The 22,905-nt window shown below is 66.1% G+C and carries 20 protein-coding genes and 2 tRNA genes; 7 read left to right on the forward strand and 15 right to left on the reverse strand.

Annotated elements, in window-relative coordinates:
• Positions 1–14: 14 nt before the first annotated feature.
• Together ASE50_RS17055 and ASE50_RS17060 are read right to left on the reverse strand one after the other, a co-directional pair.
• Positions 15–2,978 (reverse strand): TonB-dependent receptor domain-containing protein, encoded by a 2,964-nt coding sequence (locus ASE50_RS17055; protein ID WP_055995185.1) that lies wholly within the window; start codon positions 2,976–2,978, stop codon positions 15–17.
• The gene (locus tag ASE50_RS17060) at positions 2,975–4,003 is read right to left on the reverse strand and encodes a LacI family DNA-binding transcriptional regulator (protein WP_056403397.1); all 1,029 of its coding nucleotides are present in this window, start codon (positions 4,001–4,003) and stop codon (positions 2,975–2,977) included. Before ASE50_RS17060 ends, ASE50_RS17055 begins: the two co-directional genes overlap by 4 nt.
• Positions 4,004–4,172: 169 nt before the next feature.
• On the opposite strand from ASE50_RS17060, the gene ASE50_RS17065 reads away from it, so the two are divergent.
• Both ASE50_RS17065 and ASE50_RS17070 read left to right on the forward strand, forming a co-directional pair.
• The gene (locus tag ASE50_RS17065) at positions 4,173–6,458 is read left to right on the forward strand and encodes a glycoside hydrolase family 3 N-terminal domain-containing protein (RefSeq protein WP_056403400.1); all 2,286 of its coding nucleotides are present in this window, start codon (positions 4,173–4,175) and stop codon (positions 6,456–6,458) included.
• 216 nt (positions 6,459–6,674) lie between these two features.
• Positions 6,675–6,911 carry a hypothetical protein gene (locus tag ASE50_RS17070; protein ID WP_056403403.1) on the forward strand — a complete coding sequence of 79 codons (237 nt, stop codon included), beginning with the start codon at positions 6,675–6,677 and terminating at the stop codon, positions 6,909–6,911.
• Here ASE50_RS17070 and ASE50_RS17075 read toward each other — a convergent pair.
• A complete protein-coding gene (locus ASE50_RS17075; RefSeq protein WP_056403406.1) occupies positions 6,848–7,666 on the reverse strand; it encodes an IclR family transcriptional regulator in 819 nt (272 codons plus the stop codon). The two genes, ASE50_RS17070 and ASE50_RS17075, sit on opposite strands and share 64 nt — an antisense overlap.
• A 28-nt stretch (positions 7,667–7,694) precedes the next feature.
• Entirely contained in the window at positions 7,695–8,570 is an 876-nt protein-coding gene (locus tag ASE50_RS17080) for an ROK family protein (RefSeq protein ID WP_082439093.1), read from the reverse strand.
• 169 nt (positions 8,571–8,739) lie between these two features.
• On the opposite strand from ASE50_RS17080, the gene ASE50_RS17085 reads away from it, so the two are divergent.
• From ASE50_RS17085 to ASE50_RS17095, 3 genes are all read left to right on the forward strand, one after another.
• Complete coding sequence (locus ASE50_RS17085) at positions 8,740–9,765, forward strand: LacI family DNA-binding transcriptional regulator (RefSeq protein WP_056403409.1); 1,026 nt, start codon at positions 8,740–8,742, stop codon at positions 9,763–9,765.
• Between the two features lie 65 nt (positions 9,766–9,830).
• A tRNA-Ile gene (locus tag ASE50_RS17090) sits at positions 9,831–9,906 on the forward strand.
• A gap of 49 nt (positions 9,907–9,955) precedes the next feature.
• A tRNA-Pro gene (locus ASE50_RS17095) sits at positions 9,956–10,032 on the forward strand.
• Positions 10,033–10,135: 103 nt separating this feature from the next.
• Here the strand turns inward: ASE50_RS17095 and ASE50_RS17100 are convergent.
• The 8 genes from ASE50_RS17100 to ASE50_RS17135 form a co-directional block, all read right to left on the reverse strand.
• On the reverse strand, positions 10,136–11,308 hold the full coding sequence (locus ASE50_RS17100; protein ID WP_056403412.1) for a winged helix-turn-helix domain-containing protein: 1,173 nt from the start codon (positions 11,306–11,308) through the stop codon (positions 10,136–10,138).
• 57 nt (positions 11,309–11,365) lie between these two features.
• A complete protein-coding gene (locus ASE50_RS17105; RefSeq protein ID WP_056403415.1) occupies positions 11,366–12,490 on the reverse strand; it encodes a metallophosphoesterase in 1,125 nt (374 codons plus the stop codon).
• Between the two features lie 109 nt (positions 12,491–12,599).
• Entirely contained in the window at positions 12,600–12,854 is a 255-nt protein-coding gene (locus tag ASE50_RS17110; protein ID WP_056403418.1) for a hypothetical protein, read from the reverse strand.
• Positions 12,855–12,900: 46 nt separating this feature from the next.
• Entirely contained in the window at positions 12,901–13,140 is a 240-nt protein-coding gene (locus ASE50_RS17115) for a DUF3253 domain-containing protein (protein WP_056403514.1), read from the reverse strand.
• Positions 13,141–13,296: 156 nt separating this feature from the next.
• Positions 13,297–14,124 (reverse strand): hypothetical protein, encoded by an 828-nt coding sequence (locus ASE50_RS17120; protein WP_056403419.1) that lies wholly within the window; start codon positions 14,122–14,124, stop codon positions 13,297–13,299.
• A gap of 38 nt (positions 14,125–14,162) precedes the next feature.
• Positions 14,163–14,636 carry a nuclear transport factor 2 family protein gene (locus ASE50_RS17125; RefSeq protein ID WP_056403422.1) on the reverse strand — a complete coding sequence of 158 codons (474 nt, stop codon included), beginning with the start codon at positions 14,634–14,636 and terminating at the stop codon, positions 14,163–14,165.
• 281 nt (positions 14,637–14,917) lie between these two features.
• Positions 14,918–15,163: a hypothetical protein gene (locus ASE50_RS17130; protein WP_055999903.1), complete on the reverse strand. Its 246-nt coding sequence runs from the start codon at positions 15,161–15,163 to the stop codon at positions 14,918–14,920.
• Positions 15,164–15,305: 142 nt separating this feature from the next.
• Positions 15,306–16,664, reverse strand: a complete 1,359-nt coding sequence (locus tag ASE50_RS17135) for a M20/M25/M40 family metallo-hydrolase (RefSeq protein WP_056403425.1) — start codon at positions 16,662–16,664, stop codon at positions 15,306–15,308.
• Positions 16,665–16,932: 268 nt separating this feature from the next.
• On the opposite strand from ASE50_RS17135, the gene ettA reads away from it, so the two are divergent.
• Positions 16,933–18,612: an energy-dependent translational throttle protein EttA gene (ettA, locus tag ASE50_RS17140; protein ID WP_056403428.1), complete on the forward strand. Its 1,680-nt coding sequence runs from the start codon at positions 16,933–16,935 to the stop codon at positions 18,610–18,612.
• A gap of 10 nt (positions 18,613–18,622) precedes the next feature.
• Positions 18,623–18,976, forward strand: coding sequence for a hypothetical protein (locus tag ASE50_RS17145; protein ID WP_156347518.1), 354 nt, complete (start codon positions 18,623–18,625; stop codon positions 18,974–18,976).
• A 337-nt stretch (positions 18,977–19,313) separates the two neighbouring features.
• Here the strand turns inward: ASE50_RS17145 and ASE50_RS17150 are convergent, their stop codons facing one another.
• The 3 genes from ASE50_RS17150 to ASE50_RS17160 all read right to left on the reverse strand — a co-directional run bounded on the left by ASE50_RS17150 (position 19,314) and on the right by ASE50_RS17160 (position 22,883).
• Positions 19,314–20,090 (reverse strand): NYN domain-containing protein, encoded by a 777-nt coding sequence (locus ASE50_RS17150; protein WP_056403434.1) that lies wholly within the window; start codon positions 20,088–20,090, stop codon positions 19,314–19,316.
• Between the two features lie 274 nt (positions 20,091–20,364).
• Entirely contained in the window at positions 20,365–20,847 is a 483-nt protein-coding gene (greB, locus tag ASE50_RS17155; RefSeq protein ID WP_056403437.1) for a transcription elongation factor GreB, read from the reverse strand.
• Positions 20,844–22,883: a lytic transglycosylase domain-containing protein gene (locus tag ASE50_RS17160; protein ID WP_056403439.1), complete on the reverse strand. Its 2,040-nt coding sequence runs from the start codon at positions 22,881–22,883 to the stop codon at positions 20,844–20,846. The genes greB and ASE50_RS17160 overlap by 4 nt, the downstream gene beginning before the upstream one ends.
• Between the last annotated feature and the right edge of the window lie 22 nt (positions 22,884–22,905).

Genomic DNA, 22,905 nt, shown 5'->3' on the forward strand with positions numbered 1-22,905 from the left:
CAGGGGAGGGAGGGTTAGAAGCGGTAGCCGACGCGGAACTGGATGCGCCGCGGCAGGGTCAGCAGGTTGCTGCCGATCCGACCGGGAATGAATGCATCCCGTGGCTGACCCGTCTCCGGATCGATCTGATTGTTGAACGCACCATCGAAGCTGGAGAAGTTATTGTTGTTGAAGGCGTTGAGCAGATCGACCGCGATCTCGGTCTGGCCGCCGAGGATTTTCAGCTTGTTGGCCAGCGTCAGGTTGACTTCGCAGAAGGCAAAGACGCCCTTGATGCAGTTCTTTTCGGGATATGCAGCGAGGAAGCGCCGCTGACCCGGATCGGCACCGTTGGTGAAGTCGACGACCTGATAGGCCTGGCCCGACCCGAAGGTGCTGAGCGTCGAGAACTGGAAGCCGAGCGGTAGATCAACGATGCCCGATACGACGACCCGATGCCGTTCGTCGCCATCGCGCGGACGCCAACCGTAATCGTCCGGCGTCACTTCATCGAGACTGAATAGGTCGCCGCCGTTCTTCTCACCCTTCGACAGCGTATAAGCAACGTTCACGCCCCAGCCCGATACTTCCGTGTATGGTTTGTCTGCCGTGAAATAGAGCGCCTTGTACCGGGTATCGAGGCCGTCGAACCCGATCAGGGCGTTCGAATAACCGAATGGGACAACCGGTGCCGTATTGCAGCACCCGCCGAGCCCGCCGTTGTTACGGGTGGCGAACAGGTTGGTGTAGCCGTTGCGGCCCCGCTGGTACGAACCGGTCGCAGAGAACTGCCACGGGCCGACCTGTTGGCGGATGCCGAGGCTGACCTGGTCGTTCACCGGCGGCTTCGTATTGTTCTGAACCGCAAACAGTTCGGGCAGGCCGCTGGTCGAGTTCGCGCGGAGGGCGAGCAGGCCTTCTCGGGTCAGGTAGGACGGGTTCCACGCCACGGTCGGCAGTCCGTTGCGCGGCTGGCCGTCGCGCGAGAAACGGAACACGCCGACCGGGTTGATCGTCCGCGACAGTTCGTCGACTGTGTTGCTAAAATTGTTACGATCGTAATAGCGGCCGAACCCACCGAAGATGACCGTGCTGGCGTTGTCGAAAATGTCGTAGGAGAAGCCGAAGCGCGGCGCGATTGCCCCTGCGAACGGCTTGCGGTTGTTGCCGGTGCTGATGTAATTTTCCGGGTTGAAGTAGCTTGTAGTGGGCAAAGCGCGCAGAGCGGCGGCTGCGTTGGCCGGCGTTACGTAGTCGTTGTTACTACCGTTGGTTTCATAGTCCCAACGCACCCCGACGTTAAGTTGCAGCCGATCGGTAACGTCCCAATCGTCCTGCGCGTACAGGCCGATCTGTGTATTTGAGCCGCGAACGGTCCCGTTGCCCAACCCCAGTCGGGCCTCTGCGGGGAACGTGAAGTCGGTGTTGTTCTGTGTATCCAGCCGGAAGACGAAACCGGGTTGCAGGAACGCCAGGTTCGAGAACTCGATATCGGTAATCTCGACCCGTGCGCCGACCTTGATCGCGTGGTCGTCGAGACCGGTATAGGTAATATCGTCACGCAACGTGTAGCCCTGCTGCACTTCACGCCGGGTCGAATCACGACCACCGAACAGGATCGTGTTTTCGTAATTGAAACTCGGGCTGCCCGGGTTCAACGATGTCGGGTTGAACACGTAATTCAGGTAGTTCAGATTGACTTCGTTGATGAAGTTATCGCCTCGATAGGTCCATTTCAGCAGGTACGTATCAACCGTATTGATCTTGTTTTCGGCGAACTCATACGCGGTCGTGCCGCCAAAACCTTGAATGTCGGTTTCTTCGCGCCGGCTGTACGACAGGTCGAACGTCTGGCGGTCGTCCGGCGTGAAAGTCAGTTTCCCAAAATAGAAATCGGCGCGGAACGGACTGACGAAATTACCTTCGAATTCGCTGACGCTCCGACCGGTCGCGCGTTCGAAAGCGGCAAGGTTTGCTGGGTTGGCGTTGGTCGTCGCATCGACGATGAAGGCACGGTTCTGGTCGTTGCCTTCATAGGTGCCGAAGAAGAACAGCTTGTCCTTGATGATCGGGCCGCCGAGCGAGACGCCATATTGCTTGCGCTCGAACTCGGGCTTTTCGCGACCGGCCTGACGATCGAAGAAGTTGCGCTCCGTCAGGCTGCGGTCGGTATACTGACCGAACGCCTCGCCATGAAATTCGTTGGTGCCCGACTTGGTGATAGCGGTAATGATCGCCGAGCCGGCCTGTTCATACTCGGCCTTGTAGTTTTGGGTCAGGACGCGGAATTCCTGCACCGCCAACTGGCCGAACGGGTTGCCGCGGCTGTTCTGCTGGCCGGCGACGCCACCTTCGCGCAGCTTGTTCTTCAGACTGACGCCGTCGATGAACACGTTGACCTGGGACGCGGTCGACGCACCTGCCTGAATGCCCTTGTCGGTTTCGCTGTCATTGTAGCGCACGCCAGGAGCGAGTGCGGCGAACGACAGGAAGTTGCGATCGGTCTGCGGCAGGGTGCGGAGCTGTTCCTGCGTCACGTTGGTCGCGATTTCGCTGGTCCGGCTCTCGATCAGGCGGCGGCCGGTCACGACGATCGTATCGTCGCCGGGGGCCGCGACCGTCTCGTCGGGGGTTCCCGGCGCGGCAGCCGCGCCCAGCGTCACGTCGAGGCTTGCCGCCTGCGCGATGCCGACAGTGACTTCGCTGGTCGCGGTTTCGCCACCGGGACCGGTCACCGTGATCGAATAGCCACCGGCACGGATGCCGTTGAGCGTGTAGCGACCGGTCGTATCGGTCGTCGCACGATAGGACTGGTTCGTACCGGTCGAGGTGGCGACGACGGTCGCGCCGCCAACGGCGGCACCGGCGGCGTCGCGGACGGTGCCGCGCACCGAAGCCGTCGTGGTTTGCGCCGAAGCGGGTGCCATCGGCACAACAACCGCACCCGTCGCCAGCGTCGTAGCAGCGGCAAGTGCCGCGCGTAACATCGTATTCCTCATGCGTAAATTCCCCTTGTTTCCCGGTTTTCCGGGTCTTCCCTTGGTGAAGTCGTCTCGCGCACGATCAGGGTCGGTGCACGAAGTTCGATGCTGCGGTCGTCGGAACCACCGATCCGGTCGGTCAGCCGGGCAATCGCGCGCGCGCCGAGGTCGGCGATGTCGATGCGCAGCGTGGTGAGCGATGGCGAGATCAGGCGGGCGAGCGGTACGTCGTCGAACCCGGCGACCGCGACCCGGTCGGGCACCGCCACCCCGGCGCGTCGCAATCCCATCAGGACGCCGATCGCCATCATGTCGTTCGCGGCGAAGACCGCATCGACGTCGCTTCCCTCCCGAACGAGCGTTTCGGCAAAGGAAATGCCGGATTCTTCGAGAAAGGTTCCGCGTTCGATCATGGGTTGCAGCCCGGCAGCGGCGATGCCGTCGCGGTAGCCGCCGACCCGTTCCTCCGCATCGATATTGCCGATCGGACCGGCGAGATGGAGGATGCGGCGTCGCCCGGTCGCGACCAGATGATCGACCATCGCCCGCGCGCCGCGCGCATTGTCGATGCGCAGTTCGGGGCGCGGCTGGTGATGCGGCGCACAGTTGACCAGCACCACCGGCACCCCGGTGGGCAGATGCGCGAACAGTTGATCGGGGTCGATGTGCGGGGCCATCACCACCATGCCGTCGACCCGCCCGCGCATCGTCCGCAGCGCCTCCACGCCGCGCGCCGGTTCGGCATGCATGTTCGACAGCAGCAGTTGCAGGCCGCGCGCCGACGCCTCGCGGTCCATGCCGCGCAGCAGTTCGGAAAAGAATTCGCCGTGCAGGTCGGGCAGGACGACGCCGATCGCATTCGACCGGGCGAGGCTGAGCGAGCGCGCACCGGCGTGCGGCACATAGCCGAGCCTGGCCGCCGCCACCTCGACCCGTTCGCGCAGTTCGGCGCGGACATTGTCATGGCCGTTCAGCACACGCGACACCGAAGCGACGGACACGTCCGCCGCGCGAGCCACATCGCGGATGGTGGCGTTCGCCATGCTGGTTCCGTTCCACTCCCATATCGTCGCGCCCGTCGCGACGAATCCGTCGGCTTGCGGCCGATCGCTCTTGATGTAACCGGTTACATGATCTTAAAACGCGCTTCAACTACAGATTCGAAACACAAGCGCGCTGGTTTCGTTGCGCCAACGACACAGAGGGGATCGCATGGAAGACATTCGCATTTCGCGACGGGCCATCATGATGGGTGCCGGTGCGATCGCCGCATGGAGCGCCTCTCCGGCGCGCGCCTTGCTGGCACAGGCGGGCGATCGGCTGCCGGCATCGGTCGAAACGCTCATCGGGCAGATGACCGTCGAGGAGAAAGCCGGACAGCTGACGCTGATGGCGGCGGCATGGGCGGGCGGTGCGGCGAACGCGCTCAATCCGATCGGTGCGACGGCGACGTTCGACGAACAACTGGCGCAGGTCCGTGCCGGGCGGCTGACCGGCGTGTTCAACGGCAACGGTGCCGACATGGCGCGCCGGATGCAGACCGTCGCGATGAAGGAACAGCGGCTGAAGGTGCCGTTGCTGTTCGCCGCCGACATCATCCACGGGTTCCGCACCGTCTTTCCGATGCCGCTGGCTGAGGCGGGGACGTTCGACGCCGATCTGGCCGAACGGACCGCGCGCGCGGCGGCCGTTGAGGCGTCGGCGGCCGGCATCGACTGGACCTTCGCGCCGATGGTCGACATCGCCCGCGACCAGCGCTGGGGCCGGGGGATCGAGGGGGCAGGGGAGGACCTGTTGCTCGGCAAGACCATGGCCGATGCGCGGGTGCGCGGGTTCCAGGGCCGGCGCGGCCTGATGGCCGACGATGCGGTCGCGGCCTGCGCCAAGCATTTCGCCGCGTATGGCGCGGGCGAGGCGGGGCTCGACTATAACAGCGTCGACGTGTCCGAACGGACGCTGCGCGAAACCTATTTTCCCCCGTTCCAGACGGCGTTCGCCGCCGGGGCACCGACGACGATGGCGTCGTTCAACGAATTGTCGGGGGTGCCGGCGACCGCCAATCCGTGGCTACTCGACACGATCCTGCGCAAGGAATGGGGGTTCGGCGGGCTGGTCGTGTCCGACTATACCGGCGACGAGGAACTGATCGCGCACGGCTTCGCCGCCGATGCCCGCGAAGCGACGAAGCTCGCCTTCCTCGCCGGTGTCGACATGTCGATGCAGTCGGGTTTCTATCTCAAACATCTCCCCGATCTGGTCGCGAAGGGGGAGGTCCCGATGGAGCGGCTCGATCAGGCGGTCCGCCGCGTACTCGCGCTGAAGGTACAGCTCGGCCTGTTCGACAATCCGTTCCGCCGTATCGATCCGCGCCGCGAAAAGCAGCGCGTGCGCACGGCCGCCCATCTGAAGCTGGCGCGCGAGGCGGGGGCGCGGTCGATCGTCATGCTCAAGAATGACGGCGACCTGCTACCGCTGCCCAAATCGGGCAAACGCATCGCGCTGATCGGACCGTTCGTGCAGGGGCAGCGCGAGTTGATCGGAACGTGGAACGTCTATGGTTCGGATGCGGAGGCGGTCGACCTGCTGACCGGCGTCCGCGCCGCTGTCACCGATCCCAAACTGGTCACTGCCGTCGACGGATCGGGCATCACCGATCCGATCCCCGGCGGGATCGAGGCAGCGGTGATCGCGGCGTCACAGGCCGATATCGTCCTGCTCGCAATCGGTGAATCGCAACGCATGTCGGGCGAGGCGCAGTCGCGCGTCGATATCGGCATCCCCAAGGCGCAACTCAATCTGGCGGAGGCGGTGCTGGCGACCGGCAAGCCGACCGTCCTCCTGCTGCGCAACGGCCGGGCGATGGTGCTCGACAAGCCGGTCCTCGACGCGCGAGCCATTTTGGTGACGTGGTTCCTCGGATCGGAAAGCGGCCCGGCGACCGCCGACATCCTGTTCGGCGATGTCGGTCCGTCGGCGCGCCTGCCGGTCAGCTTCCCCTATGCGACCGGGCAGCAGCCCTATTATTATGCCCACAAGGCCACCGGTCGCCCCAATCCGCCGGGGCCACTCGCCGACTACAAGGCGCGGTACCGGGAGGGGCCGAATGCGGCGCGCTTCCCGTTCGGGCACGGGCTGACCTATGGCCGGATCGCGTATAGCGATCTCGACCTTGGCGATGGGCGGCTGAACAGCGACGGCGCGCTCAAGGTTCGGGCGCGGCTCACGAATAGCGGAACCCGGGCGGCGACCGAAGTGGTGCAGCTCTATATCCACGACGTCGCCGCCAGCATCACCCGGCCGGTGCGCGAACTGAAGGCGTTTCAGCGCGTGGCGTTGGCACCGGGGGAATCGAAGGTCGTCGAATTCACCCTGCGGGCAAATGATCTGCGGTTCATCGGCGTTCACAACAAGCCGGTCGTCGAACCGGGCAGCTTCCGCCTCTGGGTAGCGCCGTCCGCCGAGGCGGAAGGCGTGAATGGAAGTTTCGTGGTCGCATAACCCTGCTCCCTCTCCCCATCCGGGTCCCACGAAAGTATTACTTTCGTGGGTGCCCTGCCAGGGGAGAGGGCCGGGGAGAGGGGGCGCAATCAGCGACAGGGCTCATGACTGCCCCTCTCCCAACCCTCTCCCCCGCAAGCGGGGAGAGGGCTTTTAAAGCGCACCCACATCGCCCACCGACGCGTTAACCCCTTCCCGCAGAAGGAGAAGCACGCGATGGCCGACGACAAACAACCCAATCAGGCGGTGGGCAGCAGCAGCGACACCGCGAAGCCCGACGGCGTCAACACCCCACCCGGCGGCGGTCAGTCAGGCGGCGGTGCCTATCCCAACCCGCATGACGACAGCAATGCCGGACGGTTCGATGGCGGACAGAGCCTGAAGGACTATCACGGCAGGGAAGGCGGCAAGGAAAATAAAGCCGCCGGTACCGAAGGATCGGGGTCGGCATAGCCCAGATCGCGGCTGATCGCCCGCGCGGTCGCTGCGACCTGCGGGCCGATCGCCGCGACCTTGTCCGGGGTCAGATATTGCGCGGCGGTGGCGATGCCGATCGCCGCGACGATTTCCCCGGACACGTCGCGGATCGGCGCGGCGATCGATCGGATGCCGTCATTGCCGACGCTGTCGTGGATCACATGGCCGCGCGCGATATCGGCACGCATGTCGGCGACCCACTGGTCGATCTTCGCTCCATCGTCGGCACCGGTCGCGCGGTACAGCCGGGCAAGGCCGTCGTCGCGCTCGTCGAACAGCAATGCCTTGCCCAGCCCGGTTTTTGCCACCGGCCGCCGGTCGCCGGGGCGGGTCGATACTTCCAGCCGCTGTCGTCCCGCCGCCCGGTCGAGGTGAAGCGAATGATCGCCATCGCGCCGCCCCAGAAAGACGCATAGCCCGGTGTCGGCCGACAGCGCCTCCATGCGCGACCGCGCCACGCGGACCAGGTCGATGCGCCGATGCGCGGTGAACCCCAGTTGCAGCAGCGTCGGCCCCAGCGTCAGCAAGCCGCGCTCGGCCTGCGCGACATAGCCGCGCTCGACCAGCGCCGCCGCCAGCCGGTGCGTCGTCGTCCGGCTCAGACCCAGCGTGCGTGCCAGTTCGGCGACGCGCAGCGGCTCGTCGCGCAGTGCCTCGACCAGATCGAGGCCGCGCATCAGCGTCTGCGTGCCGCGCGAGGCGCCGGACGGTTCTTCGGTGCTGTCGTTCATCGCCCGAACTGTGGATCAGCGCGCGACGTTACGCCAGCGCGTCTTGCGCCATGACCAGCGTACCCAGCGGACCGGCCTCTTCGCCCAGCGCCGCCGGGACGATCCGCGCATCGATCGATCCGGCATCGACGAAGCCCAGATAGCCGCCCAGCGCGGCAACGACCCGCTCGCGCACCATCGGCAGCACTTGCGGCTGGCCCAGCCCGACCCCGCCGCCGACGATGATCCGGGCAGGGGAGAGGGTCAGGAACAGCGTCGCGAACGCCTCGCCCAATGCATCGGCGATGTCGCGCCATGCTGGATCGTCGGCCGACAGCAGATGCGCCGATCCCCCGGTACGCGCCGCGATCGCCGGCCCGCTGACCAGTCCTTCCAGGCAGTCGCCATGGAACGGGCAGGCACCGGCAAACGAATCGCCCGCGCGACGGCGAACGCGGATATGTCCCGCTTCGGGATGCATCATGCCGGTGACCGGCCGGCCGCCGGCGATGATCCCCATGCCGACGCCCGTACCGACCGTGACGTACAGGAAGTCGGACAGGCCGACCCCAGCCCCGAACGCGCCTTCGCCGAGCGCCGCGCCGGTAACGTCGGTATGGAACGCGACCTTATCGAACCCCTGCGCCAGCGGGACGACGATGTCGGCACCCGCCCAATGGGGTTTCGGGGTCGGCAGCATGATGCCATCGGCGACCGATATCGGCCCGAAACTGGCAATGCCGATCGCGGCGGGGCGATGTTCCTGCCGCCACTGCGCCAGTTTCGCCGCGATCGCGCCCAGCGTTTCGTCGGGGGTGGTCGTCGGCACCCGGAACCGGTCGATGATCTCGCGCCCCCGCCCGACCACCGCGATCGATTTGGTGCCGCCCAGTTCCACGCCGGCCACGATCGTGTCGGAATGCATTCGATCTTCTCCCCCAAGTCGGCCGGCGTTGTGCCGCACCCATGCCCGATATCGCAAGTAAACTGGCCGTACCCAATCCGCTATCGTCTTTCGCAATCGTTTGCAACATTGGAATACGGGCAGATATTTTGCTGGCGGATCGCGAGTTTTTGTTCGTACAAGCAGCGGCATGGAGCAAGATTCACACAAGGCGCGGGTGCGAACCATTGCCGATCTGGCGCGACTGGCCGGGGTGTCGCCGGGCACCGTGTCGCGCGCGCTGGCCGGCAAGTCGCTGGTGAATGCGGAAACACGGGACCGGATACAGGCGCTCGCCACCGAACACAGCTTTCGACCCAACCAAATGGCCAGCCGGTTGCGGACCCAGCGTACCGGGGTGATCGGCGTGGTCGTGCCGCTCGGTCATGAACGGCGACAGCATTTGTCAGATCCGTTCTTTATGACGATGCTGGGCTTTCTGGCCGACCGGCTGACCGAGGACGGCTATGACCTGATGCTGTCGCGGATCATTCCCGACGCGACCGACTGGCTGGAACGGATCGTCGATTCGGGGATGATGGACGGCGTCCTGCTGATCGGCCAGTCGGATCAGGTCGATACGATCGAACGCGTCGCCCGCCGCTATCGCCCGCTCGTCGCGTGGGGCAGCAGCGGTCTGCCGGGGCAGGTGCATTGTGCGGTCGGGACCGACAACATCGCCGGCGGCCGATTGGCCGGCGAGCGCCTGATCGCGCGCGGCGCGCGGCGCATCGCCTTTCTCGGCGAACTGCGCGCCCCGGAAATCCGCCAGCGTTACGAAGGGGTTGCATCCGCCACGGCGGCGGCGGGGATCGACCATCCGCCGATCCAGCTCGACACCCATCTCGCCTCCGACATCATGGTGCAGGAAGTGACCGCGCATCTCGACCGCGTCGGTGGCGAGATCGACGGTATCGCGGCAGCTTCGGACGTGATCGCGCTGACGACGCTGCGGGTGCTGGCCGATCGCGGCATCCGCGTGCCCGACGACATGCCGGTCGTCGGCTATGACGACCTGCCACTGGCGCTCAGCGCGATGCCGCGCATCACGACGGTGCGACAGGACATCGCCCGCGGTGCCGATGCGATGGTGTCGGCGCTGTTCCGCCGCATCGCCGGTGAGGATGCACCGTCGGTCATGATGCAGCCGGTTCTGGTCGAACGCGACTCCGCATAAAGGGCAGGGGCATCAACGCCCTTGCGCAGGCGTGGGCGGCGACGCTATCGCTGCGCCCGCAGGTGGGGCCTGTAGCTCAATGGTTAGAGCTGGCCGCTCATAACGGCTAGGTTGCGGGTTCGAGTCCTGCCGGGCCCACCAAATGCCTGCTTGCGTCGCGGCCGATACCGGCCTAGGCGCAACCCTCCGTCGGGGAGTGGCGCAGTCTGGTAGCGCGCCTGCTTTGGGAGCAGGATGTCGCAGGTTCGAATCCTGTCTCCCCGACCACTTTATCAAATCTGCTGATTTCGCGTCGCCAACCCGTTGATCGGGAGCCGTTATATATATCGGCGGCGATGGCGTGGGATTGCCGAACCGCAAACTGTGCGGTTCAACCGGAGCGGACGACCTCGCCGACGCGCACCGTCGACAGGCTGAGCCATATCGCCATCCGCTCCAGTTCGACTTGCAAGCGGGGCAAGGTATCGTCTGGCGCACCCGGTTCGAGCGTGATGCGGTGCGCTAGCAACACACCTGCTTGCCGGTCCGCCTTCAGGTCGACCCGCGCGACCAGCGCCTCGTCCAGCAGGAAGGGCAGTACGTAATAGCCGTGCGTTCGCCGGTCCTGCGGCATATAGATCTCGATGCGGTAGCGGAAACCGAACAGGCGTTCGGTGCGGCTACGCTCCCAGATCAGCGGATCGAAGGGTGCCAGCAACGCCGCCCCGCGCACCCGCCGCGGTGGCGAAGCGTCGCGATGGCACCACGCCTTCTGGCTCCAGCCCTCGACACGGACGGGGACCAGCACGCCGTCCTCCGCCAGATCGGCGATGGCATGATCCGCCTCACCGGGCTTCAGCCGGTAATAGTCGCGCAGGTCGGCCGCGGTCGCGATGCCGAGCGCCCGCGCGCTACGCTCGATCAGCGCGCGCTGCGCCTCGGCGACGGTCGGCGTCGGCATGGCGAGAATGGCGGGCGGCAGGACCTTTTCGGGCAGGTCGTACACCCGCGCGAAGCTGCCCCGCCGTGTCGTGGTCGTGATCCGGCCCGACCAGAACAGCCATTCGAGGGCATGTTTCGTGTCGCTCCATTCCCACCAGCCGCTGCGGCTCGAACCGTTCTCGAAGTCGGCGGCGGTCAGCGGCCCCTCTGCTGCGATGCGGGCCAGCACCGCGTCCGCCTCGCCACGGCGTTCGGTCGCGAAGCGGCGAAGTGCCCGATAGCCGATCTCGCCCCGCTCGGCGCGCGCCATCCGCCACCGCAGGAGCGGATGCAGGTCGAGCGGCAACAACGACGCCTCATGCGCCCAATATTCGAAGAACCGGCGTTGCCGCTTCGGACCCCAGGCGGCCTGTTCGAGCAGCGATCGGTCATAGCCGCCGAGCCGTGAGAAAGCCGGCAAATACTGCGCGCGGGCGAGGACGTTGACGCTGTCGATCTGGAACAGGCCGATGCGATCGGCAACCTTGCGAAGGTGCGCCGCCGTCCTCGGTACGGGCTGTGGCCGGCCGAACCCTTGGGCCGTGAGCGCCATGCGTCGCGCATCGGCCAGCGAGATGGTCATGCGGGGACGATGGTCGCTGTTGGGCGCTATCGCCAATCCGGTGACCGCAGCCATCCGTTACGGCTTTGCGCGCAAGGTGAAGCGGGTCATCTCCGATGGCACGCCAAGGCGAAGCGCGAACCCCGGCCACAGCCCCGTGCCGTTGCTGACGTACAGGGTCATGTCGCCGACCCGATAGCGTCCCGCGACGAAACCCCCGTTGGCGCGGGCGACGAGCCGATCCAGACCCATCATCATGCCGCCATGGGTGTGGCCGGACAGTTGCAGCGACACGCCCCTCGCGGCGGCGTCCGGCGCTTGCCGCGGTTGATGATCGAGCAGGACGATCGGCGCATCGGTCGGTGCGCCGCGCAGCGCCAGCCCGAGGTCCGGGCCTGCCTCACTCACGCTCGGGGCGGATAGATCGGTCACGCCGGCGACGACCAGTTCAGCACTGCCGCGCCGGATGACCATATGGGCATTGGGCAGCATCCGGAAGCCGAGCGCGGTCAGGTGTCGCATCCATGCCGCATAGTCGAAGAAATATTCGTGATTGCCCGGGATCGCCCAGATGCCGTCGGGAGCCCGAAGCGCGCGAAGCGGCTCCACATCCTTGCGGCGCATGTCGACCGAGCCATCGATGAAATCGCCGGTAACGACGATCACGTCGCTGCCCGCCGCGTTGGCGCGGGCCACGACGGCGCTGGCCCAAGCTCCGGGAAACAGTTTGCTGATGTGAAGATCGGTCAGTTGGAGGATACGATACCCCTCGAACTGCGGCGGCAGGCCCGCGACCTCCACCGCGACGTCGCGGATCGGCGGGACCCGGACCGCATTGGCGACCGCGATCGCGCTGGCCACCGACGCCAGACCGATCGCGCCATATCGCGCGGCATCCGGCAAGCCCACGCTTTGCCACCGGACGGCCGCCGTCGTCAGCAGACCGAGATCGAGCACGATCTGAACCAGCCACAGCAGCACCAGCGCCCCGAACGCCCAGTTGAAAAGGATCACAACCGGGCGCGGGAATTCGGGGGCGAATACCGAACCCGAGGACAGCCTGCTCCACAGGTGATATTGCGATATGACGAGCAGGAGCAGCGCCACGACGACCTTGCTCCACAGCGGCAGCGCCAATGGCCACAGGGTGCGGGACGCGACGTAGATCGCCGGTATCAGGAAGACGAGGAAGATGATCGACATCCTTCAAGGCGCGTCGGCAGGCAATCTGCCCGGGATCGTTCCGCTGTAGCGCCGCTCGCCGCGCGATGCGACCGGCGATCGCGAACGGCCACCTGCCGAACGCACCGCATCAATGTTCGGTTAGCTCGGCAATCTCGAAATCGAAGCCCTTCCAGCCGTGCCGCCGCGCGGCCTGTTCGGTCAGCGCCTCCTTGCTCGCCGCTTCCCGGACGGAGGTGGCGTGTCCCCAGAAAACTTCGGTCTTGCCGTCGTGCAGGTGCGCGACGATCCGCCAGTAATGCGTGAACGGCGCGGCGGTCGGGCCGATCGTCTTCACATAGCCGTCGGCCATCGTCGCGGTCAGGTAGCGTTTCTTTTTCGCCATGTCCGCAGGGTAGCGTATCGCCGACCGGTGCGGGAGAGGGCAGGCCTCAATCGTCGCCCGAACGGCCGATCCGGTACGGTCCCGATCGCGTCGCCAACGGCTTCCCCTTCCAGCTCAGCCGCACCGATCGGTCGCGGACCAGCCCGTCAACCGCCGCGTGGACCGACGGCATCATACTGCGCCAGTCCTCCGGTGACAGCGCACGTGCCACCTCGCTCGGGCAGATCGTCGCGCCTGCCGCGCGCCGCGCGAGAAGGTCCAGCGTCGTGGCGCGTGCGTCGGTCATCTTGACTACGTCGGTCGCGTACGCCTCCCGGTCAAGCTGTGCGAATGCAGCGGGATCGTCTTCGTCACGCGTCACCGCCGCCCGAGCTTGCTTCGTCCGACCTTACCACCCCGTTGCGCAGGATGGCGGACGGTGAGGGGAGCGCATCATCGATCGCTAAAGACCGGCAGGAGCAACGTCGCGCCGCATCGTCGTACGGGGCGGGACCAGATGCCATGCCCACCATAGCAGCGCCCCGCTCGCCAGCATCGCGGCGACTGCCAGCAGCAGCGGCGGCATATCGGTCAGCAGTATCGCGCAGCGGTGCCACGCGTCGGTATCGCCGATCGTCTCGAACGCGATCATCTGCGCGGCGGTTGCGATCGCGGCAAAGGCAAAGCCGACGCCGCGCGCCTCCCTGCGCATCGCAAGGACGATCGCGATCAGCAGCGTCAGGAGGTTGGCGAGTTCGAACGACAGGTGAAATCCGTCGAACCCCGCCACGCCGCCGCTCGGATAGCCGGGGACCGCCGGCAGCAACCGCCCGAGGATCGGCGGCAGCACCAGCAGCGCCGTTGCCAGCATCGCCGACGCATGCACCGCCACCCGACGTCGCTGCCATAGCGCATAGGCGACCATCGCGATCACGGCCGCCCCGGCGATCAGGTCGGCGATCGCCAACCGGGCACCATAGGCAGCGTGGAATGGATCGGCATCGGTCCGCCACGAAGATGCCATGCTGTGCAGCGCGAGCGGACCTGCCGCAGCGAACAGCGGCAGGACGACGAACGTGGCGAGGCCGCTTGCCCGGTGCCACGCGATGCGGCCGGTGGCGATCGACCAGCTTTGCGCGGTCAGCAGCGCCAGCCATGCGGTCGCGGTGATGCCGTGCGCATGCAGCGCGAACGGCGCGGTCCCCAATCGCCCGAAATAGCCGGGCCAGAAGGCGAGGGCGATCATCGGAAACAACAGGATCAACCATCGGTGCGCGTGGCGATAGGGCATGAGACCTCCCGAAGTGGCGACGCCGAGCCGGTGCCGGCTTACTGCGCTGCGGCGATCGTCGCCTGCCGGGCGATAAGCTGCCATCCGCCACTGCGCTTGGCCCAGACATCGGTGAAGGGGCGCAGCACCTGCTTGCCGGCACCCGGTCCCTTGATCGGAACCATGGTATCATACCCCATCACTACGGTGACCTCGGGCTTGCGGTCGATCAGCGAGATATGTTTGCGAAAATCGCGATAGTCGATCAGGTCCTGTGCCATCGCCGCGATCACCTCCTCGCGACGCAGGACGGCGTTGTTCGGCGCGTTGACCACGAAATCCTCGGCCCAGACGGTCCTGACCCCGGCGGCGTCATGTGCCATCATCGCATTGCCCAGCCGGCCATAGGCCGCACCTATTTCGGGCGGCATGGTGATCCCCGGTGCCGGTTGCGCGAGGGCGGGGGACGCCAACAGCAAGATCGCCGCCATCGGCAGGATCCATTTCCCAAAATTGCCCGTATGTCCGGTCACCGATCGCCTCCCGCCTATGGCGGAAACCATAGCGCGATCCACTGCCGCCGCCTGTCATCTATTTGGAGTAGATCGCGATGTACCGGTCGGTACCGCGACATCGGCGACGGGTCGGGCCTTCCGAAAGCCGGCGACCGGCAGGCCGCAATAATGCCTTATTCGTGCCATCGTGGGATCGCCGGCGTAACGATTCTGCACGCACGAAAAAGGGCGCCACCGTTGCCGGGGGCGCCCTTTCCGAAATCCGGTTTCCCGTGCCCCGAAGGACGCGGGAACATGGATTACATGCCGTTCAGCTCGGCCGAATTCTCGATCGCGTCCGACGCGTCTTCGGCGTTTTCCGAAGCGTTCATCAGGTCGGCGGCAACGGCTTCGTTCGACGTGTTCTCAGCCTGCGCTTCGAGGTTGTCGGCCAGCATTTCCAGGTTGTCCGACGCTGCGTCCGCGGCGTTGTCGGTCGGGGTGTTCTTGCAAGCGGCGACCGAGAGGAGGCCGGCTGCGGCGGCGACGAGCATGATCTTCTTCATAAGGGTAACTCCCAGAGAAATCCATTTCGCGAGAGGCCGGCGTCACCGCCGTCGCGAAGTTGCCGCAATAGCGCCTTCCACGCCGCCGTCAATCGCCAATTGTGGCAAGAATGCGGCTTTGCGACCAATGGTGAACCGTTGGTCACTTGCGACGAAACGGTCCGATCGGTTCCGGCGCGTTGGTAACGACGGCCAGCATCGCCGTCCATGCCGCTACGTTTTGGCGCAATTGTTCCGGGTCGACCTTGTCCAGCGTATCGTCGGGTGTGTGGTGCAAATCGAAGTAGCGCAGCCCCGACTGGGCCAGATCGACCGCCGCAACATTTTGCGCCAGCGTCGGCCCGATATCGGTGCCGTCCCCGGCGATGGCGGTGCCGCGGGTAATGCCGAGCGGAGCGAGCGCGGTCGCCAGACGGTCTCCGATCGCGGTCGATTCGGGGGGCAGGGCGACGTCGAACTTCCAGATGCGGTCGGCCCCGAAATCGCTCTCCGCGGCCACAACATGGCGGTCGCCGGCATGTGCCTTCGCATAGGCTGCGCCGCCGACCCCGCCCACTTCCTCCGCGCCGAACCATACGACCCGGATCGTGCGGCGCGGACGGCCGGCGTCCATGATCCGCTTGGCGGCGGCGGTGGTGATGCCCAGACCTGCGGCATCGTCGATCGCGCCGGTGCCGAGATCCCAGCTGTCGAGATGCCCGCCGATCAGGACGATCCCGGCGGCCGGATCGCTGCCCGGAACCTCCGCGATGACATTGCCCGATTCGCGCATGCCGATCTGGCGCGGGGTCAGCGTCAGGCGCAACCGGACCGGCTGTCCGCGCTTCAGCACGCGTTCGAGCTGTTCGGCGTCGGGCACCGACAGCGCGCCCGCCGGGATGGGCGTCGTACCGGCGGGGAAGCTGGTGCTGCCGGCATGCGGGTTGCGATGATGATCGGTGCCGACCGAGCGGATGACGATCGCCGCCGCCCCCTTCTGCGCAGCGATCGCCGGGCCGGCGCGACGGACCGCGCCGAACGGGCCATAGCTCGACCCGTCCTGCGTTGCGGCCATGGCGTGGCTGACGAACGCGATCTTGCCATTCAGGCTACCGGCCGGCGCCGCCTTCAGATCGTCAAGCGTCGGGAAATAGACGATCTCCGCTTCCAGTCCCTTCGCCGGCGTCGCTCCCGAATTGCCGAGCGCGGTGATCGCCAGGGGCTGTGGGAAGGGGCTGACGATCGCGGCCCGTTCCTCGCCCCGGACCCAAACCGGCATCTGATAGGGTTCGATGTGGACATTGCTGAACCCCAATGCCTTCAGCCGCGTCATCGCCCAGTCGCGGGCGCGCGCCTCGTCGGGGGTGCCGGCAAGACGCGGGCCGATCTCGGTCGTCAGCCCCTCGGTAATGTCCCATGCGACGGTGTCGTTCAGCGCTGCATCGCGCAGAGTGGCGACGTCCATCGGCTGCGCGAACGCGGGCAGGGGCAGGGCAAGGGCGGCTAAGAGCAGACGGCGCATGGAGTTCCCCTTTTTGGTTCTGTGCCGTTCCATACGGTCAGCTTGGAAGAACGCAAATCCTCCCCGTGGGCGGGGAGGGTGACCGCCGCGCAGCGGTGGTGGAGGGGGTTTCCCGCCTGCACGATGGTGGCGTTCGCGGCGATCCCCCTCCACCCTCCCCGCGGGCGGGGAGGAGCTTTTGGCCGCTCGTTGCCAAGTCACCGGCCCGTCGCTACATCGCGGCACACGCCTATACCCCATCCCGACATTCGAAACGGAGCCTTCGGCAATGGCCGTACAGTACAGCTATGTGATGAAGGGTCTGACCAAGACCTTCCCCGGCGCGAACAAGCCGGTGCTGAACAACATCCATCTGCAATTCCTGCCCGACGCGAAGATCGCGATCATCGGTCCGAACGGCGCGGGCAAGTCCACGCTGATGAAGGTCATGGCAGGGATGGACACCGAATTCACCGGCGAGGCATGGGCCGCCGAGGGGATCAAGGTCGGCTATCTGGCGCAGGAGCCCAAGCTCGACAACACCAAGACGGTGATGGAGAACGTCAAGGACGGGGTTCGTCCGGTCGCCGATCTGGTCGACCGCTTCAACGCCATCTCGGCCGAAATGGGCGATCCGCAGGACGATACCGATTTCGACAAGCTGCTTGAGGAAATGGGCGAGCTGCAGGCGAAGATCGATGCGGTCGACGGCTGGAGCCTCGACAACCAGCTCGAAATCGCGATGGAGGCGTTGCGCTGCCCACCGGGCGACGCATCGGTCGAAAACCTGTCGGGCGGTGAAAAGCGCCGCGTCGCGCTGTGCAAGCTGCTGCTGGAAAAGCCGCAGATCCTGCTGCTCGACGAACCGACCAACCACCTCGACGCCGAAAGCGTCGGCTGGCTGGAAAATTACCTGAAGGAATATACCGGCAACGTCATCCTCGTGACGCACGACCGCTATTTCCTCGACAATGTCGTGAACTGGGTGCTCGAACTCGATCGCGGGCGCTACTACACCTATGAATCGAACTATTCGGGCTATCTGGAAAAGAAGGCCAAGCGGCTCGAACAGGAAGAGCGCGACGAAGCCGGCAAGGCCAAGGCGATCCAGGACGAGCTGGCATGGATGCGGCAGACGCCCAAGGCGCGTCAGACCAAGTCCAAGGCCCGCATCCGCGCGTTCGACGAACTGGTCAAGAACCAGGAAAATCGCGTCGTCGGCAAGGCGCAAATCCTGATCCAGATACCCGACCGCCTGGGCGGCAAGGTGATCGAGGCCGAAGGACTGACCAAGGCCTATGGCGACAAGCTGTTGTTCGAGAATCTCGACTTCAACCTGCCGCCGGGTGGCATCGTCGGCGTGATCGGTCCGAACGGCGCCGGCAAGTCGACGCTGTTCAAGCTCATCACCGGGCAGGAACAGCCCGATGGTGGCACGATCGAGGTCGGGCAGACGGTGAAGCTCGGCTATGTCGACCAGTCGCGCGACGACCTCGATCCCAACAAGAATGTCTGGGAAGAAGTATCGGACGGCCTCGACGTGTTCCGTTTCGGCAAGCAGGAACTGGGCACGCGCGCCTATGTCGGTGCGTTCAACTTCAAGGGGCAGGATCAGCAGAAGAAGGTCGGCCAGCTGTCGGGCGGTGAGCGCAACCGCGTCCACATCGCCAAGATGCTGAAGGAGGGTGGCAACGTCCTGCTGCTCGACGAACCGACCAACGACCTCGACGTCGAAACGCTGCGTGCGCTCGAAGAGGCGCTGGAATCGTTCGCGGGCTGTGCCGTGGTCATCAGCCACGACCGCTTCTTCCTCGATCGCCTGTGCACCCACATCCTCGCCTTCGAAGGCGACAGCCATGTCGAATGGTTCGAGGGTAATTTCGAAGCCTATGAGGCCGACAAGCGCCGCCGCATGGGCGATGCCGCCGATCGTCCGACCCGTCTGGCATACAAGAAGCTGACGCGCTGAACCCTTGCCGGTGGTCGAGGAAAACGGGGCGGGGTCGGAATACCCCGCCGATGCGATCCGCTACCGCCTCGACCAGCAGCGGATTCCGGCCGAATTCGGCGGGACTGCGCTGCGCAGCCACGACATCGTGCGGGCAGCCAACGCGGTCAACTATGCCTGTGGCGAGGGCACCAGTCCGGTGCGGATCGAAACGCGGTGCGCCGATGGCTCCCTGACGATGACGGTCGCGGATCGGGGCTACCCGAAGGGGCTGGACCCGACCGCGTCGCGGCCGACCAGCCTCGGCATGCGGATGGTGAACAGCCTGACCCGGCAACTGGGCGGTACGCTGGCGTTCGAGGACGCCCGGCCGGGGCCCGCATAGTGCTTTCGATGCCGTCGCCCGAAGGGGTTCAGGGGCCGGCCGGGGCATGCCCGTTCGCCTCACCGCTCCCGTTTGCTTCGAGCCGGTTCGCGCTTGTCGAGAACCGACCGTCGAGAATCTCGTTCAACGCATCCCACCGTTCGTCCTGCGTAGCCATAGAGCGTGTCGAAATGGCGTATCGAAGGACCGCCACGGGTGCTTCGATACGGATCTTCGACTTCGCTCAGCCCCTACTCCGCACGAACGGGGTTGTGGGTAGCGGCACCGCCTTCTCGACCTCCGGTTCCCGACAGGCTCGAACCTCCTCGAAGCAAGCGGATATCGTGAGGCGTTGACCTCAAACCAGCTTCACGAACACCCCGGTATCGCGCCGCTCGACCTCGAACGCCTTCACCTTCTCGATCAGGTCCGACAGGCGTTTGAACCCGTAATTGCGCGTATCGAAGCTCGACCGGTTGGCGGCGCGCTGCCCCACTTCCGACAGGCTGGCAAAGCCGCGCTTGTCGACCTTCGACGCGTCATAGGCGTCGGACAACAGCTTCACGAGCGCGGCGTCGATCTTCTGCTGCTTGCGGGCCGGGGCGGGGGCCGGCTTGGCCGCCGGGGTCGCGGCGGGCGCGGCCACGCCGCCGATCGCCGGTGGCAGCGGCATGTTCGCGACGTCCTCGACATCGAGAGACCCGACATCGATGAACCGGGTGCAGCTTTCGCGGAAGCCCTCGGGCGTGCGGTCGGTGCCGAAGCCATAGACCGGCACCCCTTCCTGCCGGATGCGCTGCGCCAGCGGCATAAAATCGCTGTCCGACGACATGATCCCGAACCCGGTGATCCGCCCGCGCAACAACAGGTCCATCGCATCGATGGTCATCCGCATGTCGGTCGCGTTCTTGCCCTTGGTAATGTCGAACTGTTGGAACGGCTCGATCCCGTGGCGCATCAACAGCGCCTTCCAGCTCTTCAGCCCCGGCTTTTCCCAATTGCCATAGGCGCGGCGGACATTGACCGTGCCGAACTCGGCCAGCACCGTCAGCACCGAATCGAGATAGGCGGCACCGGCATTGTCGGCATCGATCAGCAACGCGACGTTGCCGGTGGGGTGGGGGAGGTGGATCATGGCCGACGGTCTAGCCCAGCTGCCCGCCCGCCGCCATGCCTGCCGAACGCTCGCCTGTCACTCCGGAGCAAGTCGAGACCTCTGCGAAAATAGTAATCTTAGCCGCAAACTGACCGTACCCCCGCGCAGGCGGGGGTCCAGAGCCAAGCAGAACAGCGGTTTGCGCTTGGAACCCTGGGCCCCCGCCTGCGCGGGGGTACGGCAGGGGGACGGGTCGCGACTTCCGCAGAGGTCCCGATCAAGTCCGGGGTGACGAAGGGGCAGGAGTCCACCCTCACGGATAGACGATCGCCATCACCTCATACTCCTTGGCCCCGACCGGCAGCACCACCGTTCGTACGTCGCCGACGGCGCTTCCGCGCAGGGCGCGGGCCATCGGTGAATTCCAGCCAATCCGCCCACGGCCGGCATCGGCTTCGTCGTCGCCGACCAGTTCCAACGTGCGGTGGTTGTCGTCCTCGTCGGCGATCGTGACCGTCGCGCCGAACCAGGCCCGCCCGCGTTCGGTCTGGGCGGCGGGGTCGACGACCCGTGCCGCCTTCATCCGCTTGGCGAGGAACCCCAGCCGCCGGTCGATCTCGCGCAGCCGTTTGCGACCATAGATATAGTCGCCATTTTCCGACCGGTCGCCATTGCCGGCGGCCCATGCGATGACGTCGACCAGCTTCGGTCGCTCGCTGCCCAGCAACTGGTCGTATTCGGCCTTCAACACGGCATAGCCCGCCGCGGTGATATAGTTCGGACGCGGTTCGTTCATCCCGGTCTATTCTTCCCCAGATACCAGCTCAGATTGTTCGGCCCGCGCGACCGCGCCTTGTCGGTATGGATCAGGTCATAGACGACGGCGTTTTCGAGCACCCGCTGCACATAGCCGCGCGTTTCGGACAGCGGAATCTTCTCGATCCATTCGACCATGTCGACGCCCGGCGTGCGCGGGTCGCCATTGGCGCGCAGGAACTTGTTCACATTGCCCGGTCCGGCATTGTACGCGGCGATCGCCAGCGGATAGCTGCCGCCATAATAATCGAGCATCCGCTGAATATAGCTCGACCCCAACGCCATGTTGAACGCCGGGTCGTTGAGCGCGGTCGGGCTATAGGTCAGGCCCAGCTTGGTCGCGGTCTCGCGCGCGGTGCCCGGCATCAACTGCATCAACCCGCGCGCACCGGCGCGGCTGACGGCGGTGCGGTCGAACTGGCTTTCCTGTCGGGCGATGGCGTGGATCAGCGTGAACTGGTCCTGTTGCGGCCCGCCGACCGGCACCGACGGATAGCCCGCCAGCGTATAGTCGCTGTGCCCGTTCAGCAGCGCGCTGCGCCCGACCATCACCGCCAGATCGGGGCGGTCGATCGTCTTGGCCAGTTCGACCGCCAGTGCATGGTCGGTGTCGCTGCGCGCATCCTCGGCGATCTTACGGATGAACAGGCTCTGGTCGGCATATTGACCGGTGCGGCCCAGATAGCGGACGGCCCGCGCGATTTCGCCATTCATGTAGGCGGCGCGAAGATCGGCCGGTACCGCCGCCGCAACGGCGGTCGCTGGCGGCGCGCGGAGCGGACGGCCGATCCGTTCGCTCGCCAACTGGCCATAGAACAGGTCGCCCAGATCGGCGGCCTGCGCATACCAGCGATCGGCGGTCGGCCGGTCGCCCGCCGCCTCTGCCGCGCGGCCCGCCCAGTAATAGCCCTTGGTCCGCACGGTCGGCGTGCGCGATCCGCTGGAATAGCGCGCGAACATGCCGGTCGCATCGCTCGGCCGGTTCAGCTGCTGGAGCGCGACGGTGCCGGCCAGCCACGCAAGGCTGGTATAGTCGTCGCGCTCGCCATAGCCGGCATCGGCGACGACCGTGCCCGCCGGAAACGCATCGTCGATCTGCGACGCGATGCGATAGGCAAGATCATACTGCCCGTCCGCCTGCGCCGCGCGCGCGTTGGTCAGCAGGACTTCGAGCCATTCCTCGACATCGCCGGGGCTTCGCGACAACCGGCGCGGCTGCGCCAGATAGGCGCGTGCCGCCCCCGACTGGCCCGATCCGCGCAGCCAACTGGCGCGATCGGCGATATAGCCCGGATCGGCGCGGTCGACGCCCGGTTGTTCGGCGCGGACGCTGGCGTCGGCGGCATTGGTGCGGAACGCCATGCGCGCGTCGAACGTCGGGCGCATCGCTGCCGAGACATAGCCGACCTGCCGCAGGCCGGCGGTCGTCGCCCCCTGCCACAACAGCCTGTCCATCCGCGCATCGTGATCGGCAGGCGCCAGCGCGCCGGCGAACCGGCCGAGCAACTGTGCCTCGTCGGCGGGGCGCAATACGCCGCGCCGCCACGCCGCCCGTGCCGCCATCTGCGCCTCGGGCAGGCGACCGCTTGCCGCCAACGCCTCGGCATAGCGCAACTGCCCGGCGGCGGTGCGCGGCGGGAAGCGGGTGAAGAAGCGCAACACCGTCGCCGCATCCTGTCCACCATCGGGCAGCACCGTTTCGGCCGCCGCGCGACGGCTGGTCTCGCCCGGAAAGCCCGGATGCGCCAGCAGGAACCGGGCATAGTCGGCAAAGGGATAATTGTCCGATTGCTGCAGGCGTTTCCATTCGGACAGTACCGGCTGAATCGGATCATAGGGGACCGATGCGGGCAGCGGCTGCACCATCGGCTGGGCGACCGGCATGGCCGGTTGCGCGCGGGGCAGGGGGTTGGCGGGCGGTGGCATCTGCGGCGCGGTCTGGAACAGCCCGGTGGCCATGGCGGCGCTCGCGACGCCGGTGAGCAGGAACGCGCTCTTGAACACGGTGGTCAGCATACTGGACATGATATGGAAGCGC

Source organism: Sphingomonas sp. Leaf5 (genome assembly GCF_001421155.1).
Taxonomy (GTDB): Bacteria; Pseudomonadota; Alphaproteobacteria; order Sphingomonadales; family Sphingomonadaceae; genus Sphingomonas.

What these genes read in the sequence shown, in the direction of transcription:
- ASE50_RS17055 (WP_055995185.1), bottom strand. Translation starts at nt 2,978, where the DNA reads ATGAGGAATACGATGTTACGCGCGGCACTTGCCGCTGCTACGACGCTG.
- ASE50_RS17060 (WP_056403397.1), bottom strand. Translation starts at nt 4,003, where the DNA reads ATGGCGAACGCCACCATCCGCGATGTGGCTCGCGCGGCGGACGTGTCC.
- ASE50_RS17065 (WP_056403400.1), top strand. Translation starts at nt 4,173, where the DNA reads ATGGAAGACATTCGCATTTCGCGACGGGCCATCATGATGGGTGCCGGT.
- ASE50_RS17070 (WP_056403403.1), top strand. Translation starts at nt 6,675, where the DNA reads ATGGCCGACGACAAACAACCCAATCAGGCGGTGGGCAGCAGCAGCGAC.
- ASE50_RS17075 (WP_056403406.1), bottom strand. Translation starts at nt 7,666, where the DNA reads ATGAACGACAGCACCGAAGAACCGTCCGGCGCCTCGCGCGGCACGCAG.
- ASE50_RS17080 (WP_082439093.1), bottom strand. Translation starts at nt 8,570, where the DNA reads ATGCATTCCGACACGATCGTGGCCGGCGTGGAACTGGGCGGCACCAAA.
- ASE50_RS17085 (WP_056403409.1), top strand. Translation starts at nt 8,740, where the DNA reads ATGGAGCAAGATTCACACAAGGCGCGGGTGCGAACCATTGCCGATCTG.
- ASE50_RS17100 (WP_056403412.1), bottom strand. Translation starts at nt 11,308, where the DNA reads ATGACCATCTCGCTGGCCGATGCGCGACGCATGGCGCTCACGGCCCAA.
- ASE50_RS17105 (WP_056403415.1), bottom strand. Translation starts at nt 12,490, where the DNA reads ATGTCGATCATCTTCCTCGTCTTCCTGATACCGGCGATCTACGTCGCG.
- ASE50_RS17110 (WP_056403418.1), bottom strand. Translation starts at nt 12,854, where the DNA reads ATGGCGAAAAAGAAACGCTACCTGACCGCGACGATGGCCGACGGCTAT.
- ASE50_RS17115 (WP_056403514.1), bottom strand. Translation starts at nt 13,140, where the DNA reads ATGACCGACGCACGCGCCACGACGCTGGACCTTCTCGCGCGGCGCGCG.
- ASE50_RS17120 (WP_056403419.1), bottom strand. Translation starts at nt 14,124, where the DNA reads ATGCCCTATCGCCACGCGCACCGATGGTTGATCCTGTTGTTTCCGATG.
- ASE50_RS17130 (WP_055999903.1), bottom strand. Translation starts at nt 15,163, where the DNA reads ATGAAGAAGATCATGCTCGTCGCCGCCGCAGCCGGCCTCCTCTCGGTC.
- ASE50_RS17135 (WP_056403425.1), bottom strand. Translation starts at nt 16,664, where the DNA reads ATGCGCCGTCTGCTCTTAGCCGCCCTTGCCCTGCCCCTGCCCGCGTTC.
- ettA (WP_056403428.1), top strand. Translation starts at nt 16,933, where the DNA reads ATGGCCGTACAGTACAGCTATGTGATGAAGGGTCTGACCAAGACCTTC.
- ASE50_RS17150 (WP_056403434.1), bottom strand. Translation starts at nt 20,090, where the DNA reads ATGATCCACCTCCCCCACCCCACCGGCAACGTCGCGTTGCTGATCGAT.
- greB (WP_056403437.1), bottom strand. Translation starts at nt 20,847, where the DNA reads ATGAACGAACCGCGTCCGAACTATATCACCGCGGCGGGCTATGCCGTG.
- ASE50_RS17160 (WP_056403439.1), bottom strand. Translation starts at nt 22,883, where the DNA reads ATGCTGACCACCGTGTTCAAGAGCGCGTTCCTGCTCACCGGCGTCGCG.